Source organism: Streptomyces davaonensis JCM 4913, from assembly GCF_000349325.1.
Lineage (GTDB): Bacteria > Actinomycetota > Actinomycetes > Streptomycetales > Streptomycetaceae > Streptomyces > Streptomyces davaonensis.
On record NC_020504.1, the window covers coordinates 7,985,294 to 8,004,946 of the forward strand.

The 19,653-nt window shown below is 70.8% G+C and carries 16 protein-coding genes, 1 pseudogene and 1 riboswitch; of the genes and pseudogenes, 11 read left to right on the forward strand and 6 right to left on the reverse strand.

All coding sequences use genetic code 11. The features are described from left to right. Positions 1-8 precede the first annotated feature (8 nt). From BN159_RS35370 to BN159_RS35385, 4 genes are all read left to right on the forward strand, one after another. Complete coding sequence (locus BN159_RS35370) at positions 9-1,421, forward strand: HAD-IA family hydrolase (protein ID WP_041822115.1); 1,413 nt, start codon at positions 9-11, stop codon at positions 1,419-1,421. A gap of 108 nt (positions 1,422-1,529) precedes the next feature. Continuing rightward, complete coding sequence (locus BN159_RS35375) at positions 1,530-2,720, forward strand: MFS transporter (RefSeq protein ID WP_015661840.1); 1,191 nt, start codon at positions 1,530-1,532, stop codon at positions 2,718-2,720. Positions 2,721-2,880: 160 nt separating this feature from the next. Next, positions 2,881-3,669 carry a carbon-nitrogen hydrolase family protein gene (locus BN159_RS35380; protein ID WP_015661841.1) on the forward strand — a complete coding sequence of 263 codons (789 nt, stop codon included), beginning with the start codon at positions 2,881-2,883 and terminating at the stop codon, positions 3,667-3,669. A 59-nt stretch (positions 3,670-3,728) separates the two neighbouring features. Beyond that, on the forward strand, positions 3,729-5,429 hold the full coding sequence (locus BN159_RS35385) for a flavin monoamine oxidase family protein (protein WP_015661842.1): 1,701 nt from the start codon (positions 3,729-3,731) through the stop codon (positions 5,427-5,429). A gap of 1 nt (position 5,430) precedes the next feature. On the opposite strand, the gene BN159_RS35390 is transcribed toward BN159_RS35385, so the two are convergent. Then, positions 5,431-6,117 (reverse strand): DUF5995 family protein, encoded by a 687-nt coding sequence (locus tag BN159_RS35390; protein ID WP_015661843.1) that lies wholly within the window; start codon positions 6,115-6,117, stop codon positions 5,431-5,433. A gap of 174 nt (positions 6,118-6,291) precedes the next feature. On the opposite strand from BN159_RS35390, the gene BN159_RS35395 reads away from it, so the two are divergent. Further along, entirely contained in the window at positions 6,292-7,419 is a 1,128-nt protein-coding gene (locus tag BN159_RS35395) for a glycoside hydrolase family 6 protein (protein ID WP_015661844.1), read from the forward strand. Here the strand turns inward: BN159_RS35395 and BN159_RS35400 are convergent. Continuing rightward, positions 7,398-8,777 carry a uracil-xanthine permease family protein gene (locus BN159_RS35400; RefSeq protein ID WP_015661845.1) on the reverse strand — a complete coding sequence of 460 codons (1,380 nt, stop codon included), beginning with the start codon at positions 8,775-8,777 and terminating at the stop codon, positions 7,398-7,400. The genes BN159_RS35395 and BN159_RS35400 overlap by 22 nt on opposite strands. Before the next feature lie 84 nt (positions 8,778-8,861). Continuing rightward, a complete protein-coding gene (locus tag BN159_RS35405; protein WP_015661846.1) occupies positions 8,862-10,073 on the reverse strand; it encodes an MFS transporter in 1,212 nt (403 codons plus the stop codon). 115 nt (positions 10,074-10,188) lie between these two features. Here BN159_RS35405 and BN159_RS35410 point away from each other — a divergent pair, with 115 nt between their 5' ends. Beyond that, complete coding sequence (locus BN159_RS35410; RefSeq protein ID WP_015661847.1) at positions 10,189-11,394, forward strand: ROK family transcriptional regulator; 1,206 nt, start codon at positions 10,189-10,191, stop codon at positions 11,392-11,394. Positions 11,395-11,623: 229 nt separating this feature from the next. On the opposite strand, the pseudogene BN159_RS35415 reads toward BN159_RS35410, so the two are convergent. The 3 genes and pseudogenes from BN159_RS35415 to BN159_RS35425 all read right to left on the reverse strand — a co-directional run bounded on the left by BN159_RS35415 (position 11,624) and on the right by BN159_RS35425 (position 15,795). Continuing rightward, a pseudogene (locus tag BN159_RS35415) lies at positions 11,624-12,366 on the reverse strand (SDR family oxidoreductase). A gap of 112 nt (positions 12,367-12,478) precedes the next feature. Beyond that, a complete protein-coding gene (locus BN159_RS35420; protein WP_015661850.1) occupies positions 12,479-13,366 on the reverse strand; it encodes an RNA polymerase sigma-70 factor in 888 nt (295 codons plus the stop codon). Between the two features lie 89 nt (positions 13,367-13,455). Beyond that, complete coding sequence (locus tag BN159_RS35425; protein ID WP_015661851.1) at positions 13,456-15,795, reverse strand: chitinase C-terminal domain-containing protein; 2,340 nt, start codon at positions 15,793-15,795, stop codon at positions 13,456-13,458. 197 nt (positions 15,796-15,992) lie between these two features. Next, positions 15,993-16,123, forward strand: a riboswitch (FMN riboswitch). Between the two features lie 150 nt (positions 16,124-16,273). On the opposite strand from BN159_RS35425, the gene BN159_RS35430 reads away from it, so the two are divergent. From BN159_RS35430 to BN159_RS35450, 5 genes are read left to right on the forward strand one after another with little or no spacing between them, the layout of a single operon-like run. Continuing rightward, positions 16,274-16,867, forward strand: a complete 594-nt coding sequence (locus BN159_RS35430) for a riboflavin synthase (protein ID WP_015661852.1) — start codon at positions 16,274-16,276, stop codon at positions 16,865-16,867. Beyond that, the gene (gene pnuC, locus BN159_RS35435) at positions 16,864-17,505 is read left to right on the forward strand and encodes a nicotinamide riboside transporter PnuC (RefSeq protein ID WP_015661853.1); all 642 of its coding nucleotides are present in this window, start codon (positions 16,864-16,866) and stop codon (positions 17,503-17,505) included. Before BN159_RS35430 ends, pnuC begins: the two co-directional genes overlap by 4 nt. Then, the gene (locus BN159_RS35440; RefSeq protein ID WP_015661854.1) at positions 17,502-18,791 is read left to right on the forward strand and encodes a bifunctional 3,4-dihydroxy-2-butanone-4-phosphate synthase/GTP cyclohydrolase II; all 1,290 of its coding nucleotides are present in this window, start codon (positions 17,502-17,504) and stop codon (positions 18,789-18,791) included. The genes pnuC and BN159_RS35440 overlap by 4 nt, the downstream gene beginning before the upstream one ends. A gap of 23 nt (positions 18,792-18,814) precedes the next feature. Then, positions 18,815-19,300: a 6,7-dimethyl-8-ribityllumazine synthase gene (gene ribH / locus BN159_RS35445; protein ID WP_015661855.1), complete on the forward strand. Its 486-nt coding sequence runs from the start codon at positions 18,815-18,817 to the stop codon at positions 19,298-19,300. A gap of 34 nt (positions 19,301-19,334) precedes the next feature. After that, entirely contained in the window at positions 19,335-19,607 is a 273-nt protein-coding gene (locus BN159_RS35450; protein ID WP_015661856.1) for a phosphoribosyl-ATP diphosphatase, read from the forward strand. Positions 19,608-19,653 lie beyond the last annotated feature (46 nt).

A 19,653-nucleotide genomic window follows, 5' to 3' on the forward strand; every position in this document is an offset into this window, starting at 1 on the left:
AGACCCACATGACCCGACTCCCGCTCCAGGCCGTGCTGTTCGACATGGACGGCACCCTGGTGGACACCGAGCGCCTGTGGTGGGAGGCGGTGGAGCAGGTCGCCGGACGGGCCCTCACCGGGGCCGACGAGCCCGACGTGCTCGGCCGGCCCGTCGAGCACACCGCCGACTGGCTCGCGGCCACGACCGGACGCCCCGCCGCCGAACTCGCCGCCGCGCTGCACCGCGAGTTCGCCGACCGCGTCCGCGCCGGGATCGTGCCCCGCCCCGGCGCCCTCGACCTGCTCGACGCCCTCGCCCGCGACGGCGTACCCACCGCCCTGGTCACCGCCTCCCCGAGGGCCGTCGCCGACACGGTCCTCGAAGCGCTGGGCGCCGAACGGTTCGCGGTCTCCGTCACCGCCGACGACACCGAGCACACCAAGCCCGCCCCCGACCCCTACCTCGCCGCCTGCCGCGCCCTCGGCGTCGACCCCGCCGCCTGCGTGGCCGTCGAGGACACCCAGACCGGCGTCAGCTCCGCCGAGGCCGCGGGCTGCACGGTCCTCGCCGTGCCCTCGCTCGCCCCGATCGAGGCGGCACCCGGCCGCACCGTCCGGTCCGGCCTGACCGACGTCACCCCGGACCGGCTGCGCGCCCTGCTGCCGTACGAGCTGCGGGTCATGAGCTGGAACCTCTGGTGCGGCGGCACCAAGGTGCGCGACCACCGGGCCAAGCAGCTCAAGGCCATCGCGGAGACCGAGGTCGACGTGGTGGGCCTTCAGGAGACCTTCGGCAGCGCCGCGGAGGAGCTCGCGGCGGCGCTCGGCTGGTATCACCACCGGGCGGGGGAGAACCTCGGGATCATCAGCCGGTACCCGATCACGGCCGGGCTCGGCGACCCGGACGTCGGGTTCTACGGGGCGGCCGGGGCCCGGATCGCGGTGGGGGACCGGCAGGTCGAGATCTGGACGGCACACCTCGACTACGAGAACTACGGGCCGTACGTGACCGACGGCGACCCGACCGCGCACGAAGGCGTGCGGCTCGGGCAGATGCGCGAGGCCCTGGACCGGATCGGGGACGTCGAGCCGGTCGTGCTGGTGGGCGACTTCAACTGCCCGTCCCATCTGGACTGGCCCGGCGTCGACTGGCCGGTCACCAAGGCGGCCGAGGAGGCGGGCTTCCGGGACTCCTATCGCGAGGCGCATCCCGACCCGGAGCGGGATCCGGGGCATACCTGGTCGCCGGTCGAGGTCCACCCCGAACCCCAGGACCGGATCGACTTCGTCCTGCACCGGGGCCTGACCGTCCTGACCTCCCGCACCCACGTCAGCGGCAGCCCGCGGCCCCTGCCGGAGGTCGGCGACAACGAGTGGCCCTCCGACCACGCTGCCGTGATCACCGTATTTGCGCTGCACGGGAGCGCCGAACCGGCCTAACATCGATGCCATGACCTGGCGACATTGATCCACGACGCGTCGTGCCTCCCGAGGGCCGCCGCGGACGCCGTACCTCTCGCGTCCGCATCGCCCCTCCGGGAAGGCCTCATGACACTCTCACCTGCGCGCGTGCCCGCCACCGCCGGAATCCGACGGCTCACGGCCACGCTGTACGGTTACGCGTTCCTCCAGGACCTTGTCCTGCTCTACCCGCTGTACGCCCTGCTCTTCGCCGACAGCGGCCTCTCGCTGTGGCAGATCTCCTCGCTGTTCGCGCTGTGGTCGATCACCGGCGTCGTCCTCGAGGTGCCCTCCGGCGCCTGGGCCGACGCCGTCTCCCGCCGTGTCCTGCTGTGGCTGGGCCCGCTGCTCAGCGCGGCCGGCTTCGCCCTGTGGGTGATCGCGCCCACGTACTGGGCCTTCGCGGTCGGCTTCGTCCTGTGGGGCATCAGCGGCGCCCTGTGCTCCGGCGCGCTGGAGGCCCTGGTCTACGACGAACTGGACCGGCTCGGCGCCGCCGACCGCTACGCCCGGATCATGGGCCGGACCCGGGCGGCGGGCCTGCTGGGCGTGATGGCGGCGATGGCCGCGGCCGGTCCGGTGTTCGCGCTCGGCGGCTATCCGGCCGTGGGAGCGGCGAGCGTCGCGGCCGGACTGCTGGCCTCCCTGACGGCGACCCGGTTCCCGGACGACCGGGGGCGACCCGGCGACGGCGAGGGCTGGGCGGCGACCCTGCGCGCCGGGCTCGCCACCGCGCGCCGGGACCGGTCGCTGCGCGGGGCGCTGCTGCTCGTCCCGGCCGTGGCCTGCGTCTGGGGCGCGCTCGACGAGTACTCGCCGCTGCTGGTCCGGGAGACCGGGGTGCCCGACGGTCTGGTGCCGTACGCGCTGCTGGGGATCTGGGCCACCGTGACGGCCGTCAGTCTGCTCGCCGGGCCCGCCGAGCGTCTCGGCACGACCGGCTTCACCTGGCTGATCGCGGCCTCCGCACTCGCCCTGGCGGCGGGCGCGGCCCTGCGCACCCCGACCGGGCTCGCCCTCGTCGCCGTGGCTTTCGCCGGTTTCCAGCTGGCGACCGTCCTCGCCGACGTCCGCCTCCAGCACCGCATCGAGGAGGGCGGCCGGGCCACCCTGACCTCGGTCGCGGGCCTCGGCACGGAGCTGGTGACGGTCCTGGTCTTCGCCGCCTACGCGGCAGCGGGCGACCACGCCTCCCACGGCACCGTCTTCGCGGTGTTCGCGTTGCCGTACCTGGTGGGGGCGGTGATCAGAGCGTTGGCCGGGAAGCCCCGGACCTGACGGGTGAACGGGGGCCGCGCAACGAATCGCCGCCCGGCCCCCGTTCCACGCAACAATCCGCGCACGAGCGCGCAACGGCTTCTTCTTGTCCGCCCGAGCGCGCCGACCGTACCGTCTTAGAGGTCCCCGAACTCCCTCTTTCGCCCGGTGAGGAACACGCATGCGCACCGCCCTGCTCCAGAGCTCCGGTCGTCCCGGCTCCGTTGCCGAGAACCTCAAGGTGCTCGACGAGGCCGCGGGCCGGGCCGCCGCCGCGGGTGCCGGGCTGCTGATCACGCCGGAGATGTTCCTGACCGGGTACGCGATCGGCGACGACATCGCCCGGCTCGCCGAGCCCGCCGACGGCGACAGCGCGGACGCGGTCGCGGAGATCGCCTCCCGGCACGGGCTCGCGGTCGGATACGCCTACCCGGAGCGGGACGGCGAGGCCGTGTACAACTCCGCCCAGCTGATCTCCGCCGACGGCACCCGCCTCGCGAACTACCGCAAGACCCACCTCTTCGGCTGCTTCGAGCGCGACCACTTCACACCGGGCGAGCGGCAGGTGGTTCAGGCGGAGCTCAACGGGCTCCGCGTCGGCATCCTGATCTGCTACGACGTCGAGTTCCCGGAGAACGTCAGGGCCCACGCCCTGGCCGGCACCGACCTCCTCGTCGTGCCGACGGCGCAGATGCACCCCTTCCAGTTCGTCGCCGAGTCGATGATCCCGGTGCGCGCCTTCGAGAACCAGATGTACGTCGCGTACGTCAACCGCGTCGGCCAGGAAGGGGAGTTCGAGTTCGTCGGCCTCTCCACCCTCGCCGGCCCCGACGGCGTCGCCCGCGCCCGCGCCGGACGCGGTGAGGAGCTGGTGTTCGCCGACACCGACCCCGCCTTCCTCGCCGCCTCCCGAGAGAACAACCCGTACCTCGAGGACCGCCGCCCCGGCCTCTACGGGTCCCTCGTCTGAACCTCGCCCCTTCCTCTCCCTCCCCACGCTTCGCAGCTTTCGCAAGGAGTCCGTACCCCATGACGTCCACGGTGCCCAACGCCGTCCAGCACGCCGACGAGCAGCAGCCGCCGATCACCATGTTCGGTCCGGACTTCCCGTACGCGTACGACGACTTCCTCGACCACCCGGCGGGCCTCGGCCAGATCCCCGCCACCGAGCACGGCACCGAGATCGCGGTGATCGGCGGCGGTCTGTCCGGCATCGTGGCCGCGTACGAGCTGATGAAGATGGGCCTCAAGCCCGTCGTCTACGAGGCCGACCGGATCGGCGGCCGGCTGCGCACCGTCGGCTTCGACGGCCCGGAGACCGAGGGGCTGACCGCCGAGATGGGCGCCATGCGCTTCCCGCCGTCCTCCACCGCCCTCCAGCACTACATCGACCTGGTCGGCCTGAAGACCGCGCCGTTCCCGAACCCGCTGGCCGAGGCGACCCCGTCGACCGTCGTCGACCTCAAGGGCGAGTCGCACTACGCCGAGACCATCGACGACCTGCCGCAGGTCTACCGCGACGTCGCCGCGGCCTGGAACAAGTGCCTCGACGAGGGCGCCGACTTCTCCGACATGAACCGCGCCATGCGCGAGCGGGACGTCCCGCGCATCCGCGAGATCTGGGCCGAGCTCGTCGAGAAGCTGGACAACCAGACCTTCTACGGCTTCCTCTGCGACTCCGAGGCCTTCAAGTCCTTTCGGCACCGCGAGATCTTCGGCCAGGTCGGCTTCGGCACCGGCGGCTGGGACACCGACTTCCCCAACTCCATCCTGGAGATCCTCCGCGTCGTCTACACCGAGGCCGACGACCACCACCGCGGCATCGTCGGCGGCTCCCAGCAGCTCCCGCTGCGCCTGTGGGAGCGCGAGCCGGAGAAGATCGTGCACTGGGCCCACGGCACCTCGCTGGCCTCGCTGCACGAGAACGGCGCGCCCCGCCCGGCCGTCACCCGGCTCAACCGCACCGCGGGCAACCGGATCACGGTGACCGACGCCGACGGCGACATCCGCACCTACCAGGCCGCGATCTTCACCGCGCAGTCCTGGATGCTGCTGTCGAAGATCGACTGCGACGACTCGCTCTTCCCGATCGACCACTGGACCGCGATCGAGCGCACCCACTACATGGAGTCCTCGAAGCTGTTCGTCCCGGTCGACCGGCCGTTCTGGCTGGACAAGGACGAGCAGACCGGCCGGGACGTCATGTCGATGACGCTCACCGACCGTATGACGCGCGGCACTTACCTCCTCGACGACGGCCCGGACAAGCCCGCCGTCATCTGCCTCTCCTACACCTGGTGCGACGACAGCCTGAAGTGGCTGCCGCTGTCCGCGCAGGAGCGGATGGAGGTCATGCTGAAGTCGCTCGGCGAGATCTATCCGAAGGTCGACATCCGCAAGCACATCATCGGCAACCCGGTGACCGTGTCCTGGGAGAACGAGCCCTACTTCATGGGCGCGTTCAAGGCCAACCTGCCCGGCCACTACCGCTACCAGCGGCGCCTGTTCACGCACTTCATGCAGGACCGGCTGCCCGAGGACAAGCGGGGCATCTTCCTCGCCGGTGACGACATCTCCTGGACGGCCGGCTGGGCCGAGGGCGCGGTGCAGACGGCGCTGAACGCGGTGTGGGGCGTCATGCACCACCTCGGCGGCTCGACGGACGCGACCAACCCCGGTCCGGGCGACCTGTACGACGAGATCGCGCCGGTGGAGCTGCCGGAGGACTGATTCAGTCCGGCAGCGGGGTGAGCAGCATCCGGCTCGCGAACCCCACCGCCGCGTCCAGGCGCTCGGTGAACTCCGCGGCCAGATCGGGGAGTCGGCCCAGCGCCCACAGTGCCCGGGCTGCCGACCACGTGGCGTCCCGGGCCCGCTCCAGGCTCCATGAGCCGAGCAGATGGGTGAGCGGGTCGGCGATCTGCAAAAGGTCGGGGCCCGGCATCAGATCCTCGCGGATGCGCTCCTCCAGCGAGACGAGGAGATCACCCACGCGGTCGAACTCGTCCTCCAGCTCGACGGGTTCGCAGTCGAGCGTACGACAGGCGTCCACGAGGGCGAGCGCCAGATCGTGCCCGATGTGCGCGTTGATGCCCGCCAGCGCGAACTGCAACGGTCGTACGCCGGGATGGCGGCGGAACTGGAACAGGGGCCGCCAACAGGCCGGGGGACGCCGCTCGTCGGCGACCGCGTCGACCGCTGTGAGGTAGCGCTCCGCGAACCGCACGTCCAGCGTGATCGCCGCCCGCGCGTCGGCGAACCGGCCGGTGTCGATGGACCGGTCCACCGCCTCCGTCACCGCCAGGTAGACGCGGTTGAAGACGGCGACGCCGTCCCGGGCGGGCAGCTCCGTGTCGAGGGCGCGCATACGGCGGATGACCGAGTCCACGGGTGAGGTGAGTTGTTCGCATTGCGCCATGGGGGCAGAGTCCCAGCTTTAGGCTGGCGGAAGTACCGGCGGGCCCGACGCTTCCCCAGAACGGGGGAACGCACCCGCCGTTGGGGGAGGGGGAAGAGCGTCGTGGCTGGCTCACGTGCGCAGCGACTGGCAGCACGGAGGTCCGCGCGTCGACGGTCCGCGCGGCGGGGGGCCATGGTGGTGGCCGCGTCCGTCGTGGTCGCCGTCGGGACCGCGGCCGGGATGATCTCGGCGTTCGACGAAGGGGGCGGCTCCGACGAGGCCCGCCCCGATACGACCTACTCCCCGCGCCTTGAGACCCTGCCGGTCGAGCCACCGCCGTCCCCGTCCACGTCCGGGTCGCCCTCCGCCGAGCCCTCGCCGAAGAGGACGAAGAAGAAGGAGGCGAGCCCGACGCCCTCGCCCACCAGGACCGAGCGGCGCACGACCGCCGTCTCCACCCAGCTGTACCGGCACCCCGATTCCCAGGTGCTGGACTGGGTCGGCGCGAACTCCGGCGATCCCCGGCACGGCGTCATCCAGTCCCGGATCGCCGCCCAGCCCGCCGCCGTGTGGTTCGCCGACTTCACCCCGGACACCATCACCGCCCGGGTCCGCGCGGTCACTTCGGGCGGCGCCGCCCAGGGCCGGACCCCGGTGGTCGTGGCGTACGCGATCCCGGACCGCGACTGCGGCGGGGCCAGCCAGGGCGGGGCGCCCGACCTCGGCGCCTACGACGACTGGATCGACCGCTTCGCCGCAGGCCTCGGCTCCGGCGATGTCATCGTGGTCCTCGAACCCGACTCCATAGCCCAGTCCGAGTGCCTTTCCGGAGGCCAACGGGCCGACCGCTTCGCCTCGTTGGCCCGCGCCGGACGCGTCCTGAAGGACGCCAACCCCAACGCCCGCGTCTACTACGACGCCGGGCACTCCGGCTGGCACGCCCCCGGCAAGCAGGCGGGCTGGCTGAAGCAGGCGGGCGCCGCCTCGTCCGCCTCCTCCGACGGGATCTTCAGCAACGTCTCCAACTTCCACACCACGGCCGCCGAGATCGCCTACGACCGACAGGTCCTCGACGCCCTCGGCGGCCCCGCCTCCCTCGGCGCCGTCATCGACACCAGCCGCAACGGCAACGGCGCCCCGGCCGACGGCGAGTGGTGCGACCCCGCCGGACGGGCGCTGGGCCGGACCCCGACGCTCAGCACCGGCGAGGCCCGCATCGACGGCTATCTGTGGGTGAAGCTGCCGGGGGAGTCCGACGGGTGCAAGGGGACGCCGGGGACCTTCTCCGCGTCGTACGCCTACGACTTGGCCTCGTCGTAGGAGGACGTGCCCTCGTCCAGGAGCGGCTGCTGGGTCTTGAGATGGGCCGGGGCGAAGGCGCGCAGGGCGTGGTAGCCGGTGATCACGACCAGCGTTCCGAGGGCGATGCCGCTCAGCTCGAAGGTGTCGGTGAACTCCATGGTCACGTTGCCGACGCCGATGATGATGCCCGCCGCGGCCGGGACCAGGTTCAGCGGATTGCGCAGGTCCACCCCGGCGTTGATCCAGATCTGCGCGCCGAGCAGGCCGATCATGCCGTACAGGATGACGGTGATGCCGCCGAGGACACCGCCCGGGATCGCGGCCACGACCGCGCCGAACTTCGGGCACAGGCCGAACAGGAGGGCGAAGCAGGCGGCGGCCCAGTACGCGGCGGTGGAGTAGACGCGGGTCGCCGCCATCACGCCGATGTTCTCGGAGTAGGTGGTGGTGGGCGGGCCGCCGACCGCGGTGGAGAGCACCGAGCCGACGCCGTCCGCGGAGATCGCGGTGCCGAGTTTGTCGTCGAGGTCGTCGCCGGTCATCTCGCCGACCGCCTTGACGTGCCCGGCGTTCTCGGCGACCAGGGCGATCACTACGGGCAGGGCGACCAGGATCGCCGACCACTCGAAGGACGGGCCGTGGAGGGTGGGCAGGCCGATCCAGTCGGCCTGGCCGACAGCGGAGAGGTCCAGGCGCCAGTGGTCGGTGACCTTGCCGCTCGCGTCGGCCGAGTGGATCCGCCCGAAGATCCGGTCGAAGGCCCAGGAGATGCCGTAGCCGAAGACCAGGCCGAGGAAGATCGCGATCCGGGACCAGAAGCCGCGCAGACAGACCACGGCGAGACCGGTGAAGAGCATGACCAGCAGGGCCGTCCACTGGTCCTGGGGCCAGTAGGTGGTCGCGGTGACCGGGGCCAGGTTGAAGCCGATCAGCATCACGACCCCGCCCGTGACGATCGGCGGCATCGCGGCGTGGATGATCCGCGCCCCGAACTTCTGGACCGCGACACCCACCAGGAACAGCGCGACACCGACGACGAGGACCGCGCCGGTCACGGTGGCGCTGGTGCCGCCGTCGGCCCGGATGACGGCGGCGACGCCCACGAACGACAGCGAGCAGCCCAGGTAGCTGGGCACCCGGCCGCGGGTGGCGAGCAGGAAGACGATCGTCGCCACGCCCGACATCATGATCGCCAGGTTGGGGTCAAGGCCCATCAGGACCGGGGCCACGAAGGACGCTCCGAACATCGCCACCACGTGCTGGGCGCCGAGCCCGGCGGTGCGCGGCCACGAGAGCCGTTCATCGGGCCGGACCACCGCACCGGGCGCCGGGGTGCGCCCATCGCCGTGAAGTTTCCAGCGGACGCCGAGATCCATGGTGCGGTTTCGCTTTCGGTTGTGCGTGCGAGTGTCCGGACCATTGTCAGGGGTGGAAGAGGATGCTGATCGTCCGCTTGGGTGTCAGGGGCGGGGGTCGGGGACCGCCGTGTCCGGTTTGCTGACCGTCGCGGGCTTGCGCTCCGCGGTGCGCAGCACGCCCGCGAAGCCGGCCAGACCGCTCGCCAGCAGCGTGACCAGGGCGAACGACACCACCAGGCTGGTCAGTTGCGCGAGACCGCCGATCGCGCCGGGCGCGATGAGCCCGGAGGTGTATGTGATGGTCGCGACGCCCGCGATGGCCTGGCTGGGGTTGGGGCCGCTGCGGCCCGCCGCGGCGAAGCACAGCGGTACGACCACCGCGATGCCGAGGCCCATCAGTCCGAACCCGGTCATCGCCACCGCGGGATGGCCCGCGAGGACGATCAGCAGCCCGCCGGCCGCGGCGAGGACACCGCCGTACCGGACCGTGCGCACCGCGCCGTACCGGTCCACCACCTTGTCGCCCGCGATCCGGGCGAGGGCCATGGTGAGCGTGAAGCCCATGGTGCACGCGGCGGCCAGACCGGCCGAACTGTCCAGTTCGTCGCGGAGATAGACCGCGGACCAGTCCAGGCTCGCGCCCTCCGCGAACACCGCGCAGAAACCGACCGCGCCGATGAGCAGCGCCGAGCGGGGCGGCAGCGCGAACCGGGGCGGCGGTTCCTCGTCCTGGGCCGGCTGGAGGTCGAGCACCCAGGCGCACGCGGCCACCCCGAGGACGGTGAGGAGGGCCGCCGCCAGCGCGTGGTGGAGCCGGGCGTCGGTGCCCAGTTGTGCGGCGAGCGTGCCGCCGAGCGAGCCGAGGACCGCGCCCGCGCTCCACATGCCGTGCAGGCCGGACATGATCGACTGGCCCAGCCGGTTCTCCACCTCCACGCCGAGGGCGTTCATCGCGACGTCCGCCATGCCGGCGGTGGCACCGAAGAGGAGCAGGGCCAGACAGAGCGTGAGGAGGTTCGGGGCCAGGGAGGGCAGGAGCAGGGCGAGCGTCCACAGGGCGATCAGGGCGCGCAGGGCGTTGCGGGCGCCGAAGCGGTGGGTGATGCCTCCGGCGAGCGGCATCGCCAGCGAGGCGCCGAGCGCGGGGAAGGCGAGCGCCAGTCCCAATTGGCCCGCGCTCACCGAGGCATGGTCCTGGATCCAGGGCACCCGGGTGGCGAACGAGCCGGTCACGGCGCCGTGCACGGTGAAGACGGCGGCCACGGCATAGCGCGCCCGCCGCACCTCGCGTCCGTCTGGGACCACGTCACTCATCCTCTAACCCCTCCCTTGTCATGCCGGTGCCGTAAACTATCAGGAACCCTGCCTGATAGATAGGGAATTAATGCCCGCTCCTCGCTCGTCGCCGCTGATCTGGAAGGATCCCGGCATGCCCGCATCCCCCAGCACCGCCAGGGTCATCAACGACCGGCTGGCCCTGAGCCTGCTCCAGCAGGAGGGCCCGCTGACGGCGGGACGGCTGAAGGAACTGACCGGCCTGTCCCGCCCGAGCGTGGCCGACCTCGTCGAACGCCTCACCGCCGCCGGACTGATCGAGGTCGTGGGGGAGTCCGGCGAACAACGCCGCGGACCGAACGCCAAGGTGTACGGCATCGTCGCCGACCGCGCCCACCTCGCGGCGCTCGACGTGCGCACCGAAGGCGTCTCGGTGACCGTGTCCGACTTGCTCGGGCGGGTCCTGGCGGAGGCGTCGGCGCCGATCGACACCGGGGTGGGCACCGGGCCCGCGGTGGAGCAGGCGGTGGCGCTGGTGGAGCGGGCGGTGAAGGAGGCGGGCGTGGACATGCCGCACACCGTCGGCATCGGCGCGCCCGGCCTGATCGACCCCGGCACGGGCGAACTGCGCAACTCGTCCGGCCTGCCCGAGTGGCACCGGCGCCTGGTCGCGGCCCTCCAGGAACGGCTGCCGGAAGCACGCGTCAGCGTGGAGAACGAGACCAACCTCGCGGCCCTGGCGGAGCAGCGCGACGGCGCCGCCCGCGACCGGGACACCTTCGTGCTGCTCTGGCTGGGCGTGGGCGTGGGCGCGGCGGTGATGCTGGACGGCATCATTCGCCGGGGCGCGTCGGGCGGCACGGGCGAGATCGGCTTCCTGCCGGTGCCGGGCACCACGGGGCTGCCCTCGGCCACGGATTGCGGCGGCGGCTTCCACTCCCTGGCGTGTGCGGCAGCAATCACCGACTTGGCGGCGACGCATGGGGTGACGGCGACTCCGGAGCCTGGCGAGCCGAGGGCAGCGGCCCTGGTACGAACAGCGACGGCTGAACCGTCCCTCCCACCCCACACCGCTTTCCTCGACACCCTCGCCGACCGCCTGGCCCTGGGTGCCGCAGCCGTCACCTCCGTCCTGGACCCCGGCTGCGTGGTCCTGGCCGGCGAAATCGGCCGAGCAGGCGGGCAACCCCTGGCCACCCTGGTCCAGTCCCGCCTGGCAGCGCTGTCCCCCCTCCCGACGGAGGTCCGGGCCAGCGAACTGGGCGGCGAGGCGGTGCTGCGGGGCGCGCTGCTGACGGCGAGGGAGAGGGCGCAGGAGGAACTGTTCGGCTATCACAGCTCGGGTCGGCCTGACGCCTGAGGCAGAACCGGGGCGTGTAGCAGTCTTTTCCTTCGCCCCCGCCGCCCCTACCCATTCCCATCCCCTGGGGGCTGCCGCCCCCAGACCCCCGATCGGCCCTGAAGGGGCCTCGTCCTCAAACGCCGGACGGGCTAAACCCAGCCCCGTCGGCGTTTGAGGAGCGGGGGTCCAGGGGGCAGAGCCCCCTGGGATGGGACGGGTAGGGGCGGCGAGGGCGAAAAAGGGACCGTCAGTCGCGGAAGCGCTCCGCCAGGTACTCCTCGAACGTTCCCTTCCCCACCGCCCGCTCCGGCGCCAGATGCCCACCCGCGCGGAAGGCTCGGTACGTCTTTCCGGTCAGCGGGACGTTCAGGACGGGACGCCGGCGACCGGTCGCCCGAAGATACGCGCGGGCCAGAGACTCGAACGACCGCACTTCCGGCCCCGCCACGTCCTCGACGCGCCCCGCTGGCGCCCCCGCGGCCAGCTCCGTCAACCGATCCGCCACCTCCGCGACAGCGACCGGCTGATCCCGCACCCCGGCCGGCAACAACATCAGCGGCGACTTCGACAACGAGCCGAACACCTGGGCCAGCAGGTCATGGAACTGCGTCGCCCGCAGGATCGTCCACCCGATCCCCGACCCCTCCACCAGCCGCTCCACGGCGAGCTTGCTCCGGTAGTAGCCGAGCGGCACCAGATCGACCCCCACGATCGAGATGAAGACCAGATGCCCCACCCCCGCCTTCCGCGCGGCGGCGATCAGATGCTGCGCCGCCTCCTCGTCCCGCCCCGAGGCGAACTCGCGCAGTGCACGATCACCTCCACCCCCGACACGGCCGCGTCCAACCCCGCACCCCCCGCCCGAAGATCCACGGCGTACGGCTGAGCATGCCGACTGAGCACCCGCACCTCATGCCCGTCCGCCCGCAACCGCTCGGCGACGAGCCGCCCGAGCGTTCCGGTACCGCCGGTCACCAGGATCGTGGTCATGCCGTTCGTCCTTTCGCAGTCCGGAGCCCCGGACTGGGACCCCTACGTCAGCTCAGACCGGGTACACCCGCGAAATGTGACAGCGGTCGGAATGTGACAGGGATCGGAACAACTACGCCCGTGCCAGCTGACGACTCACGAATCCCAGCTTCTCCGGATTCACCACGGCCCGCGCGTGGGTGATCACTCCGTCCCGCGTCTCGAAGGCGACGACGGAGATCAAGGTGGAGTCCAACCACGCGGCCATGCCCATCGCCCCGTTGACTTCCACCGCCGAGAACTCCACCCCGGCCAGGAACGTCCGCCGCGACCCCACCAGGAACCGGAACACATGGTCCCGGCCCTCGATCGGCCGCCGCGCCGCGCTGACCTTGCCGCCCCCGTCGCCGGTCCAGGTCACATCGGCCGCCAGCAGCTTCTCCAGCGCGACCACATCGCCCTCCCGGGCCGCCGAGATGAAGGACTCGACCAGCTCCTCCCGCCGCTTCGGCTCCGCCTCGAACCGGGACTCCGGCTCGCCCACCCGCCGCACCGCTCGCCGGTACAGCTGACGGCAGTTGGCCTCGGTCAGCTCCAGCGCCTCGGCGATCTCCCGGTGGCCGTACGCGAAGGCCTCCCGCAGCACGAAAACGGCCCGCTCCGTAGGAGTGAGCCGTTCCAGCAGCACCAGCATCGCCAGCGACACCGAATCCCGCTGCTCGGCGGACTCCAGCGGCCCGAGCGCGCCGTCGGAGGTCAGGACCGGCTCCGGCAGCCACTCCCCGACGTACTCCTCCCGGCGCGCCCGCGCCGAGGTCAGCCGGGACAGACAGAGGTTGGTGACGACCTTGGCCAGCCAGGCCGACGGGCGCGCGATCTCCGTACGGTCGGCGGCGCTGAACCGCAGATACGCGTCCTGGACGGCGTCCTCGGCCTCCTGGGCCGAGCCCAGCATGCGATAGGCCAGGCCGAACAGCCGGGGGCGGTGGGTCTCGAACTCGTCGGCGGTCGCGGTCGTCATGCCGTTCACCCTGCCAGACGCGCTGCGTTGGAGGCCCGGCGGCGGGCAAGGGCCGTCGTCACCGCCGCCGGGCCGGTTCTCGCGTGGGGTCAGCAGGCGCCGAGGTCCTGCCACACCCCCCATTCACCGGTGGTTCCGGGCTCCTCGCCCTTCGTCCACCACTTGGCCTTCCACGAGTGCCCCTTGTGGGAGACCTGAGTGCCGCCGCCGTACTCCGTCGTGGAGTTCCAGGCGGGCGCGGTGCAGGCACCGGGCGTCGGAGTCGGAGTAGGCGTCGGGTCGGTCGGGTCCGGGGTGGGGGTGCCGCCCGATCCGGGCTCGACCAGCGTGGTCCCGCGACCCAGGTTCCCGGCCAGGGAGTACGTCGTCCCGCTGATGTTCACCGTCCAGTTCCATGGCGTGGACACCGGCAGGTAGTAGTTGAACGACAGCTCCACCGACGCGCCGGGCGCCAGCGACTGCCAGCTCGGCAGCTTCAGCGAGACCCGGTGGAAGTCGCCCTTCAGCCCGCCCACGTTGGAACCGGTGTGGTCGCTGCTGATCACCTTGGCGCCGAAGCCCGACTGGTCGGAGGCGTTGGCGGGTGCGGCGGTCGAGTAGTCGAACTGGAACTCCGTACCGCCCGGCAGAGCCGACTTGGTGTTGTTAGTGATCTTCACCTTTGGCGTGATCGGGTAGTTGGAGTCACCGAGCTTGAACTCGCCGAACTCCACGCCGATGTCGACGGCCTGCGTGGGCAGCGCCTTGTTCGAGACCGTCGCGCCGTACGGGGAGGCGGACTTGAACTTCTCGTACATCGCTGTGGTCAGCGTCGAACCCGGCTCGTACTGCCCCTTCGTCGCGTTCCAGCCGTAGTCACCGGCCAGCTCCCAGACCATCGTGCCGCCGATGCCGTTGGCCACCACGTAGTCGGCCTTGGCGTTCACCGACTGCTCGTCCTCGGTGGACAGGAAGACCTTCTTCTCGGCGTTCCACAGCCACGGCGCGACCAGCGTGGAGTCGTACTTGCGGGCGTAGCTGCCGGTCAGCCGGGTGTCGGCCGGGAAGCCGTACTTCGTCACGTAGTCCCCGACGACGCCCTTCTCCAGGTTCTTGGCGTGCCACATCGGGTTCGAACCCGCGGGCGACTCCTTGCCGTTGGTGTCGAGGTCGTGCCAGAGGTTGTCGATACCGGTGGCGCCGTCACCGCACTTGGTCAGCCCGGAACCGGCCGGACAGTTCGTGGTCGCGGCCTTGCCCCACAGCCCGTCGGTCCCGCCGATGACGTTCTTGAATCCCCTTGTGTAGTAGGGGAGTCCGATGTTGATGCGCCCGGCCGGCATCGAACCGCGGAAGTAGTGATAGGCCCAGTCGGTGTTCAGATAGCCGATTCCGCCGTACTGGGAGGCCGAATACACTCCCGCGGCGGCGAGTTCGGCGTCCTTGCCGTCGTCGAAGAGCGAGGCGTTCGGGCCGACGTACTCGTTCCAGGCGCCATGGAGGTCGTACGACATTATGTTGACGTAGTCCAGGTACTTCTGCACCTGGAAGGTCTCCATGCCGCGCAGCAGATATCCGGAGGACGGCGCCGCGACCGAGAGCAGATAGTGCTTGCCGTCCGCCGCGCCCGCCCGGTCGAGCTTCTCGCGCAGGGTCTTCATCAAGACCGCGTAGCCCTTGACCAGACCGGCCCTGCGGGCGTTGGAGATCGACCAGTCGAGAGGGTTGCCCGCGTCCTTCATGGTCGTCGGGTACTCGTAATCGATGTCGACGCCGTTGAAGCCGTACTTCCTGATGAAGTCGACGGCGGAATTCGCGAAGATGTCGATGCCCGCCTGGTTCACCGAGCCGTCGGCATTCGTGGCCATCGAGTAGAAGCCGCCCGAGTTCACGCGGGTGCCGCTGTCGTCGAAATAGCCGCCGGTCTCGGCCCAGCCGCCCACCGAGATCAGCGTCTTGACGTTCGGGTGCTGCTTCTTGAACTTGTTGAGCAGATTGAAGTGGCCCTTGTAGGAGAAGCCCGGGTCCATCTCCGCGCCGTTCACCCCCGGCCAGGTCATCCCGGTCGCCGCGTTGGTCGCGCTGTCCGCGCCGACGGAGATCTTGTTCGAGCCGTCGATGTGCGCGAAGGCGTAGTTGAGGTGGGTGACCTTGTCCCAGGGGATGTCCGGGGCGAGGTAGGCGGGGGTGCCGTCCTTGCCGGTGCGCCAACCGGTGAAGTAGCCGATCACCCGGCGCTGGTGGTCGGCGCCCATCTTCTCCCGGCCCTCGGCGTCGTAGACCGAGCAGTACGGGACGTCCACACCGGGGGTCTTGTAGAGCCCGTCAGGGCGGCAGGACTCCTGGTCGGCGGCGTGCGAGACGGTGGCCGGGAGCCCGGCGAGCAGCAGCCCGGCGATGGCCGCGGCGCCCGCGAGCAGGGAGGTTCTCGCTCGGTTGGGTGACAGCAAGTCGGTTCCTCTCCACGGAAGTTGGCCAGACAGTAGGGAGGACTAGACCAATGCGTCAATAGGTATGGACCAATTCAGGGTTGAAGAAGCGTTGAGGGAGCGTCGAAGGAGTCCAGGCGGACGGCCTGTGAGCCACCCCACAGCCCTCACCCGCATGGACGCCTGCCGGGCGTGGCACACTGGCCCTGTACCAGAAGCAGCGCACTCCGGGGTCGGTGAAAGTCCGAACCGGCGGTTACAGTCCGCGACCCGACCGCTTCCAGCGGCCGGTTGACCAGGTGAAATTCCTGGACCGACGGTTAAAGTCCGGATGGGAGGCAGTGCGCGGCGGGCGGGCATTCGTGCGCGCCGCCGATGTGAGCTCGTTCCCTCGTGGGACGGGTCCTTCCGGCGTCGTTCCCGGTGCCGCAGTCCGTGTTCTCTGTCGTCATCGACAGCCCCGGAGTCCGTGCCCCTATGAGGCAGGAGGACCCGGGAAGTGTTCACCGGAATCGTCGAAGAGCTGGGCGAGATCACCGCCGTCGAGAACCTCGGTGACGCCTGTCGCTTCCGCCTGCGCGGCCCCGTCGTCACCGAGGGTGCCAAGCACGGGGACTCCATCGCGGTGAACGGCGTCTGCCTCACGGTCGTGGACAACGAGGGCGACGAGTTCACCGCCGACGTCATGGCCGAGACCCTCAACCGCTCCAGCCTGGGCGCCCTCGACATCGGCTCCCGCGTCAACCTGGAGCGCCCCACCGCGGTCGGCGCCCGCCTCGGCGGCCACATCGTGCAGGGACATGTCGACGGCACCGGCGCGGTGCTGGAGCGCAAGCCCTCCGACAACTGGGAGATCATCAAGATCTCGCTCCCCGATGACCTCGCCCGGTACGTCGTGGAGAAGGGCTCCATCACCGTCGACGGCATCAGCCTGACCGTCGTGGACGCGGGCCCCGACTACTTCACCGTGAGCCTCATCCCCACCACCCTCGCCCTGACCACGCTCGGCCTCAAGCAGCCCGGCGACCCGGTCAACCTGGAAGTCGACGTCGTCGCCAAGTACGTCGAGCGGCTGCTGGGAGCAGCCAAGTGAACTGGCTCAACTCCGAGGCCTTCGTCCTGTTCGACCAGCACATCATCTGGTCGGACATGGTCGGCAACATCCTGGGCCTCATCACCCTCGCGCTGGGCTTCCGGCGCTCCCTGTGGACCTGGCCGGTCCAGTTCCTCTCCGGCCTCGTCCTGTTCGGCGCCTTCTACGGCCATCTGACCGGCAGCGCCGGCAAGCAGGCCGTCGTCATGGCCGTCGCGCTGTACGGCTGGTACCAGTGGAACCGCGGCACCGACAAGGCCGCCGACGGCAAGGTCTCCGTCCGCTTCGCCACCTGGGCGGAGCGCGGCGCGATGATCGCGGCGGCCGCCGTCGGCACCGTCGCGGTGGCCCTGCTCTTCAAGGCGTACCCGAGCCTGTCCTGGGACCCTTGGCCGGACGCCTACATCTTCGTCGGCACGATCGTCGCCATGTACGCCCAGGCGCGCGGCATGGTCGAGTTCTGGTTCGCCTGGCTCCTCGTCGACCTCGTCGGCGTCCCGCTGAACTTCGCGAACGGCTACGCCTTCTCCGGCTTCGTCTACGTCATCTACGGCGCACTCGTCCTGTGGGGCATGCGCGACTGGTGGCTGCGCTCCCGCAGGGACTCGCGGCCCGTCCTGGAAGGAGCGCCCGCGTGAGCACCTCATCCGTTCTGTACAGCACCGACAACATCGAGAACTGGTCGCTCGACCCTGTCGAGCAGGCCATCGCCGACATCGCGGCCGGCCGCCCGGTCGTGGTCGTCGACGACGAGGACCGGGAGAACGAGGGCGACCTCGTCATCGCCGCCGAGAAGGCGACCCCCGAGATCGTCGCGTTCATGATGAGCGAGTGCCGCGGCATGATCTGCGCCCCCATGGAGGGCGAGGAGCTGGACCGGCTCGGCATCCCGCTGATGGTGGAGAACAACACCGAGTCCATGCGGACCGCGTTCACGGTCACCGTGGACGGCGCGCCCGCCCACGGCGTGACCACCGGCATCTCCGCCTCGGACCGCGCGACCACGCTCCAGTTGCTGGCCAGTGGCACGGCGCAGTCCGACGACTTCGTCCGTCCCGGCCACATCTTCCCGCTGCGCGCCCGCTCCGGCGGCGTCCTGGTCCGCAACGGCCACACCGAGGCCGCCGTCGACCTGGCCCGCCTCGCGGGGCTGCGCCCGGCCGGCGCCATCGTCGAGATCGCCGGTGAGGACGGCCGGATGCTGCGGCTGCCCGAGCTGATCCCGTTCGCCCGCAAGCACGGCCTGACGATCATCTCCATCGAGGACCTGATCGCCTACCGCCGCTCCGCCGAGCCCACCGTCCGCCGCGAGGCCGAGGTCCACCTGCCGACCGTGCACGGCACCTTCACCGCCTACGGCTACCGCTCCACCGTGGACGGCGTCGAGCACGTCGCCCTGGTGCACGGCGAGATCGGCGACGGCAAGGACGTCGTGGTCCGCGTCCACTCCGAGTGCCTCACCGGCGATGTCTTCGGCTCCCTGCGCTGCGACTGCGGCCCCCAGCTCGACGCCGCACTGGAGCGCATCCAGACCGAGGGCCGCGGCGTCGTGGTCTACCTCCGCGGCCACGAGGGACGCGGTATCGGCCTGGTCTCCAAGCTGCGCGCCTACGAGCTCCAGGAGCGCGGCCGCGACACCCTGGACGCCAACCTGGAACTCGGCCTGCCCGCCGACGCCCGGGACTACGCGGCCGGCGCCCAGATCCTGCGGGACCTCGGGGTCAGGAGCGTCCGTCTGATGACCAACAACCCCGACAAGACCGACGCGCTCGTCCAGCACGGCATCGAGGTCACCGACCGGGAGCCGATGCCCGTCACCGCGGGCGAGCACAACCTCCGGTACCTGCGCACCAAGCGGGACCGGATGGGACACGATCTGCCCTGGCTGGAGGCGGCCCCCGTCTCCGCGTGCGGCAACCAGTAGCAGAAACCTCATCAAGGAGAGACGTGAGCGGCAAGGGTGCACCGGAACTGTCCGTACAGGGCGTGGGCGATCTGCGGGTCGCCGTCGTCGCGGCGCAGTGGCACGAAAAGGTGATGGACGGCCTGGTGGACGGCGCCCTGCGCGCCCTGCACGACCTCGGCATCGACGAGCCGACCCTGCTCAGGGTCCCGGGCAGCTGGGAGCTCCCGGTCGTCGCCAAGGTCCTCGCGGGCCGCGGCTACGACGCCGTCGTCGCCCTCGGCGTCGTCATCCGGGGTGGCACCCCGCACTTCGAGTACGTGTGCCAGGGCGTCACCCAGGGTCTGACCCAGGTCTCGGTGGAGACCCGGGTCCCGATCGGCTTCGGCGTGCTGACCTGCGACACCGAGGAGCAGGCCCTGGACCGGGCCGGGCTGCCCGGTTCCAACGAGGACAAGGGGCACGAGGCGGTGACCGCGGCGGTCGCCACCGCGGCCACCCTGCGTTCAGTATCTGAACCCTGGCGCTGACGAACCGGGTATGTGGCATAGGCTGAGCGTCACCATGTCCAAGAAGACGTTCGAGGAGCTCTTCACCGAGCTCCAGCACAAGGCCGCCACCGGCGACCCCGCCACCTCCCGCACCGCCGAACTGGTCGGGAAAGGGGTCCATGCCATCGGCAAGAAGGTCGTCGAAGAGGCCGCCGAGGTCTGGATGGCCGCCGAGTACGAGGGCAAGGACGCGGCAGCCGAGGAGATCTCGCAGCTGCTGTACCACGTCCAGGTGATGATGGTCGCCCGCGGGATCTCCCTGGACGACGTCTACGCCCACCTCTGAGCCACCGCCGCACACCCGTACATCTCACGCATCTCACACAAAGGAA

Excerpts from the sequence above, each read along its gene's own strand:
- BN159_RS35395 (WP_015661844.1), top strand. The coding sequence starts at position 6,292 with ATGGTGGTGGCCGCGTCCGTCGTGGTCGCCGTCGGGACCGCGGCCGGG.
- BN159_RS35380 (WP_015661841.1), top strand. The coding sequence starts at position 2,881 with ATGCGCACCGCCCTGCTCCAGAGCTCCGGTCGTCCCGGCTCCGTTGCC.
- BN159_RS35400 (WP_015661845.1), bottom strand. The coding sequence starts at position 8,777 with ATGGATCTCGGCGTCCGCTGGAAACTTCACGGCGATGGGCGCACCCCG.
- BN159_RS35450 (WP_015661856.1), top strand. The coding sequence starts at position 19,335 with ATGTCCAAGAAGACGTTCGAGGAGCTCTTCACCGAGCTCCAGCACAAG.
- BN159_RS35410 (WP_015661847.1), top strand. The coding sequence starts at position 10,189 with ATGCCCGCATCCCCCAGCACCGCCAGGGTCATCAACGACCGGCTGGCC.
- BN159_RS35385 (WP_015661842.1), top strand. The coding sequence starts at position 3,729 with ATGACGTCCACGGTGCCCAACGCCGTCCAGCACGCCGACGAGCAGCAG.
- BN159_RS35390 (WP_015661843.1), bottom strand. The coding sequence starts at position 6,117 with ATGGCGCAATGCGAACAACTCACCTCACCCGTGGACTCGGTCATCCGC.
- BN159_RS35375 (WP_015661840.1), top strand. The coding sequence starts at position 1,530 with ATGACACTCTCACCTGCGCGCGTGCCCGCCACCGCCGGAATCCGACGG.
- BN159_RS35370 (WP_041822115.1), top strand. The coding sequence starts at position 9 with ATGACCCGACTCCCGCTCCAGGCCGTGCTGTTCGACATGGACGGCACC.
- BN159_RS35405 (WP_015661846.1), bottom strand. The coding sequence starts at position 10,073 with ATGAGTGACGTGGTCCCAGACGGACGCGAGGTGCGGCGGGCGCGCTAT.
- BN159_RS35420 (WP_015661850.1), bottom strand. The coding sequence starts at position 13,366 with ATGACGACCGCGACCGCCGACGAGTTCGAGACCCACCGCCCCCGGCTG.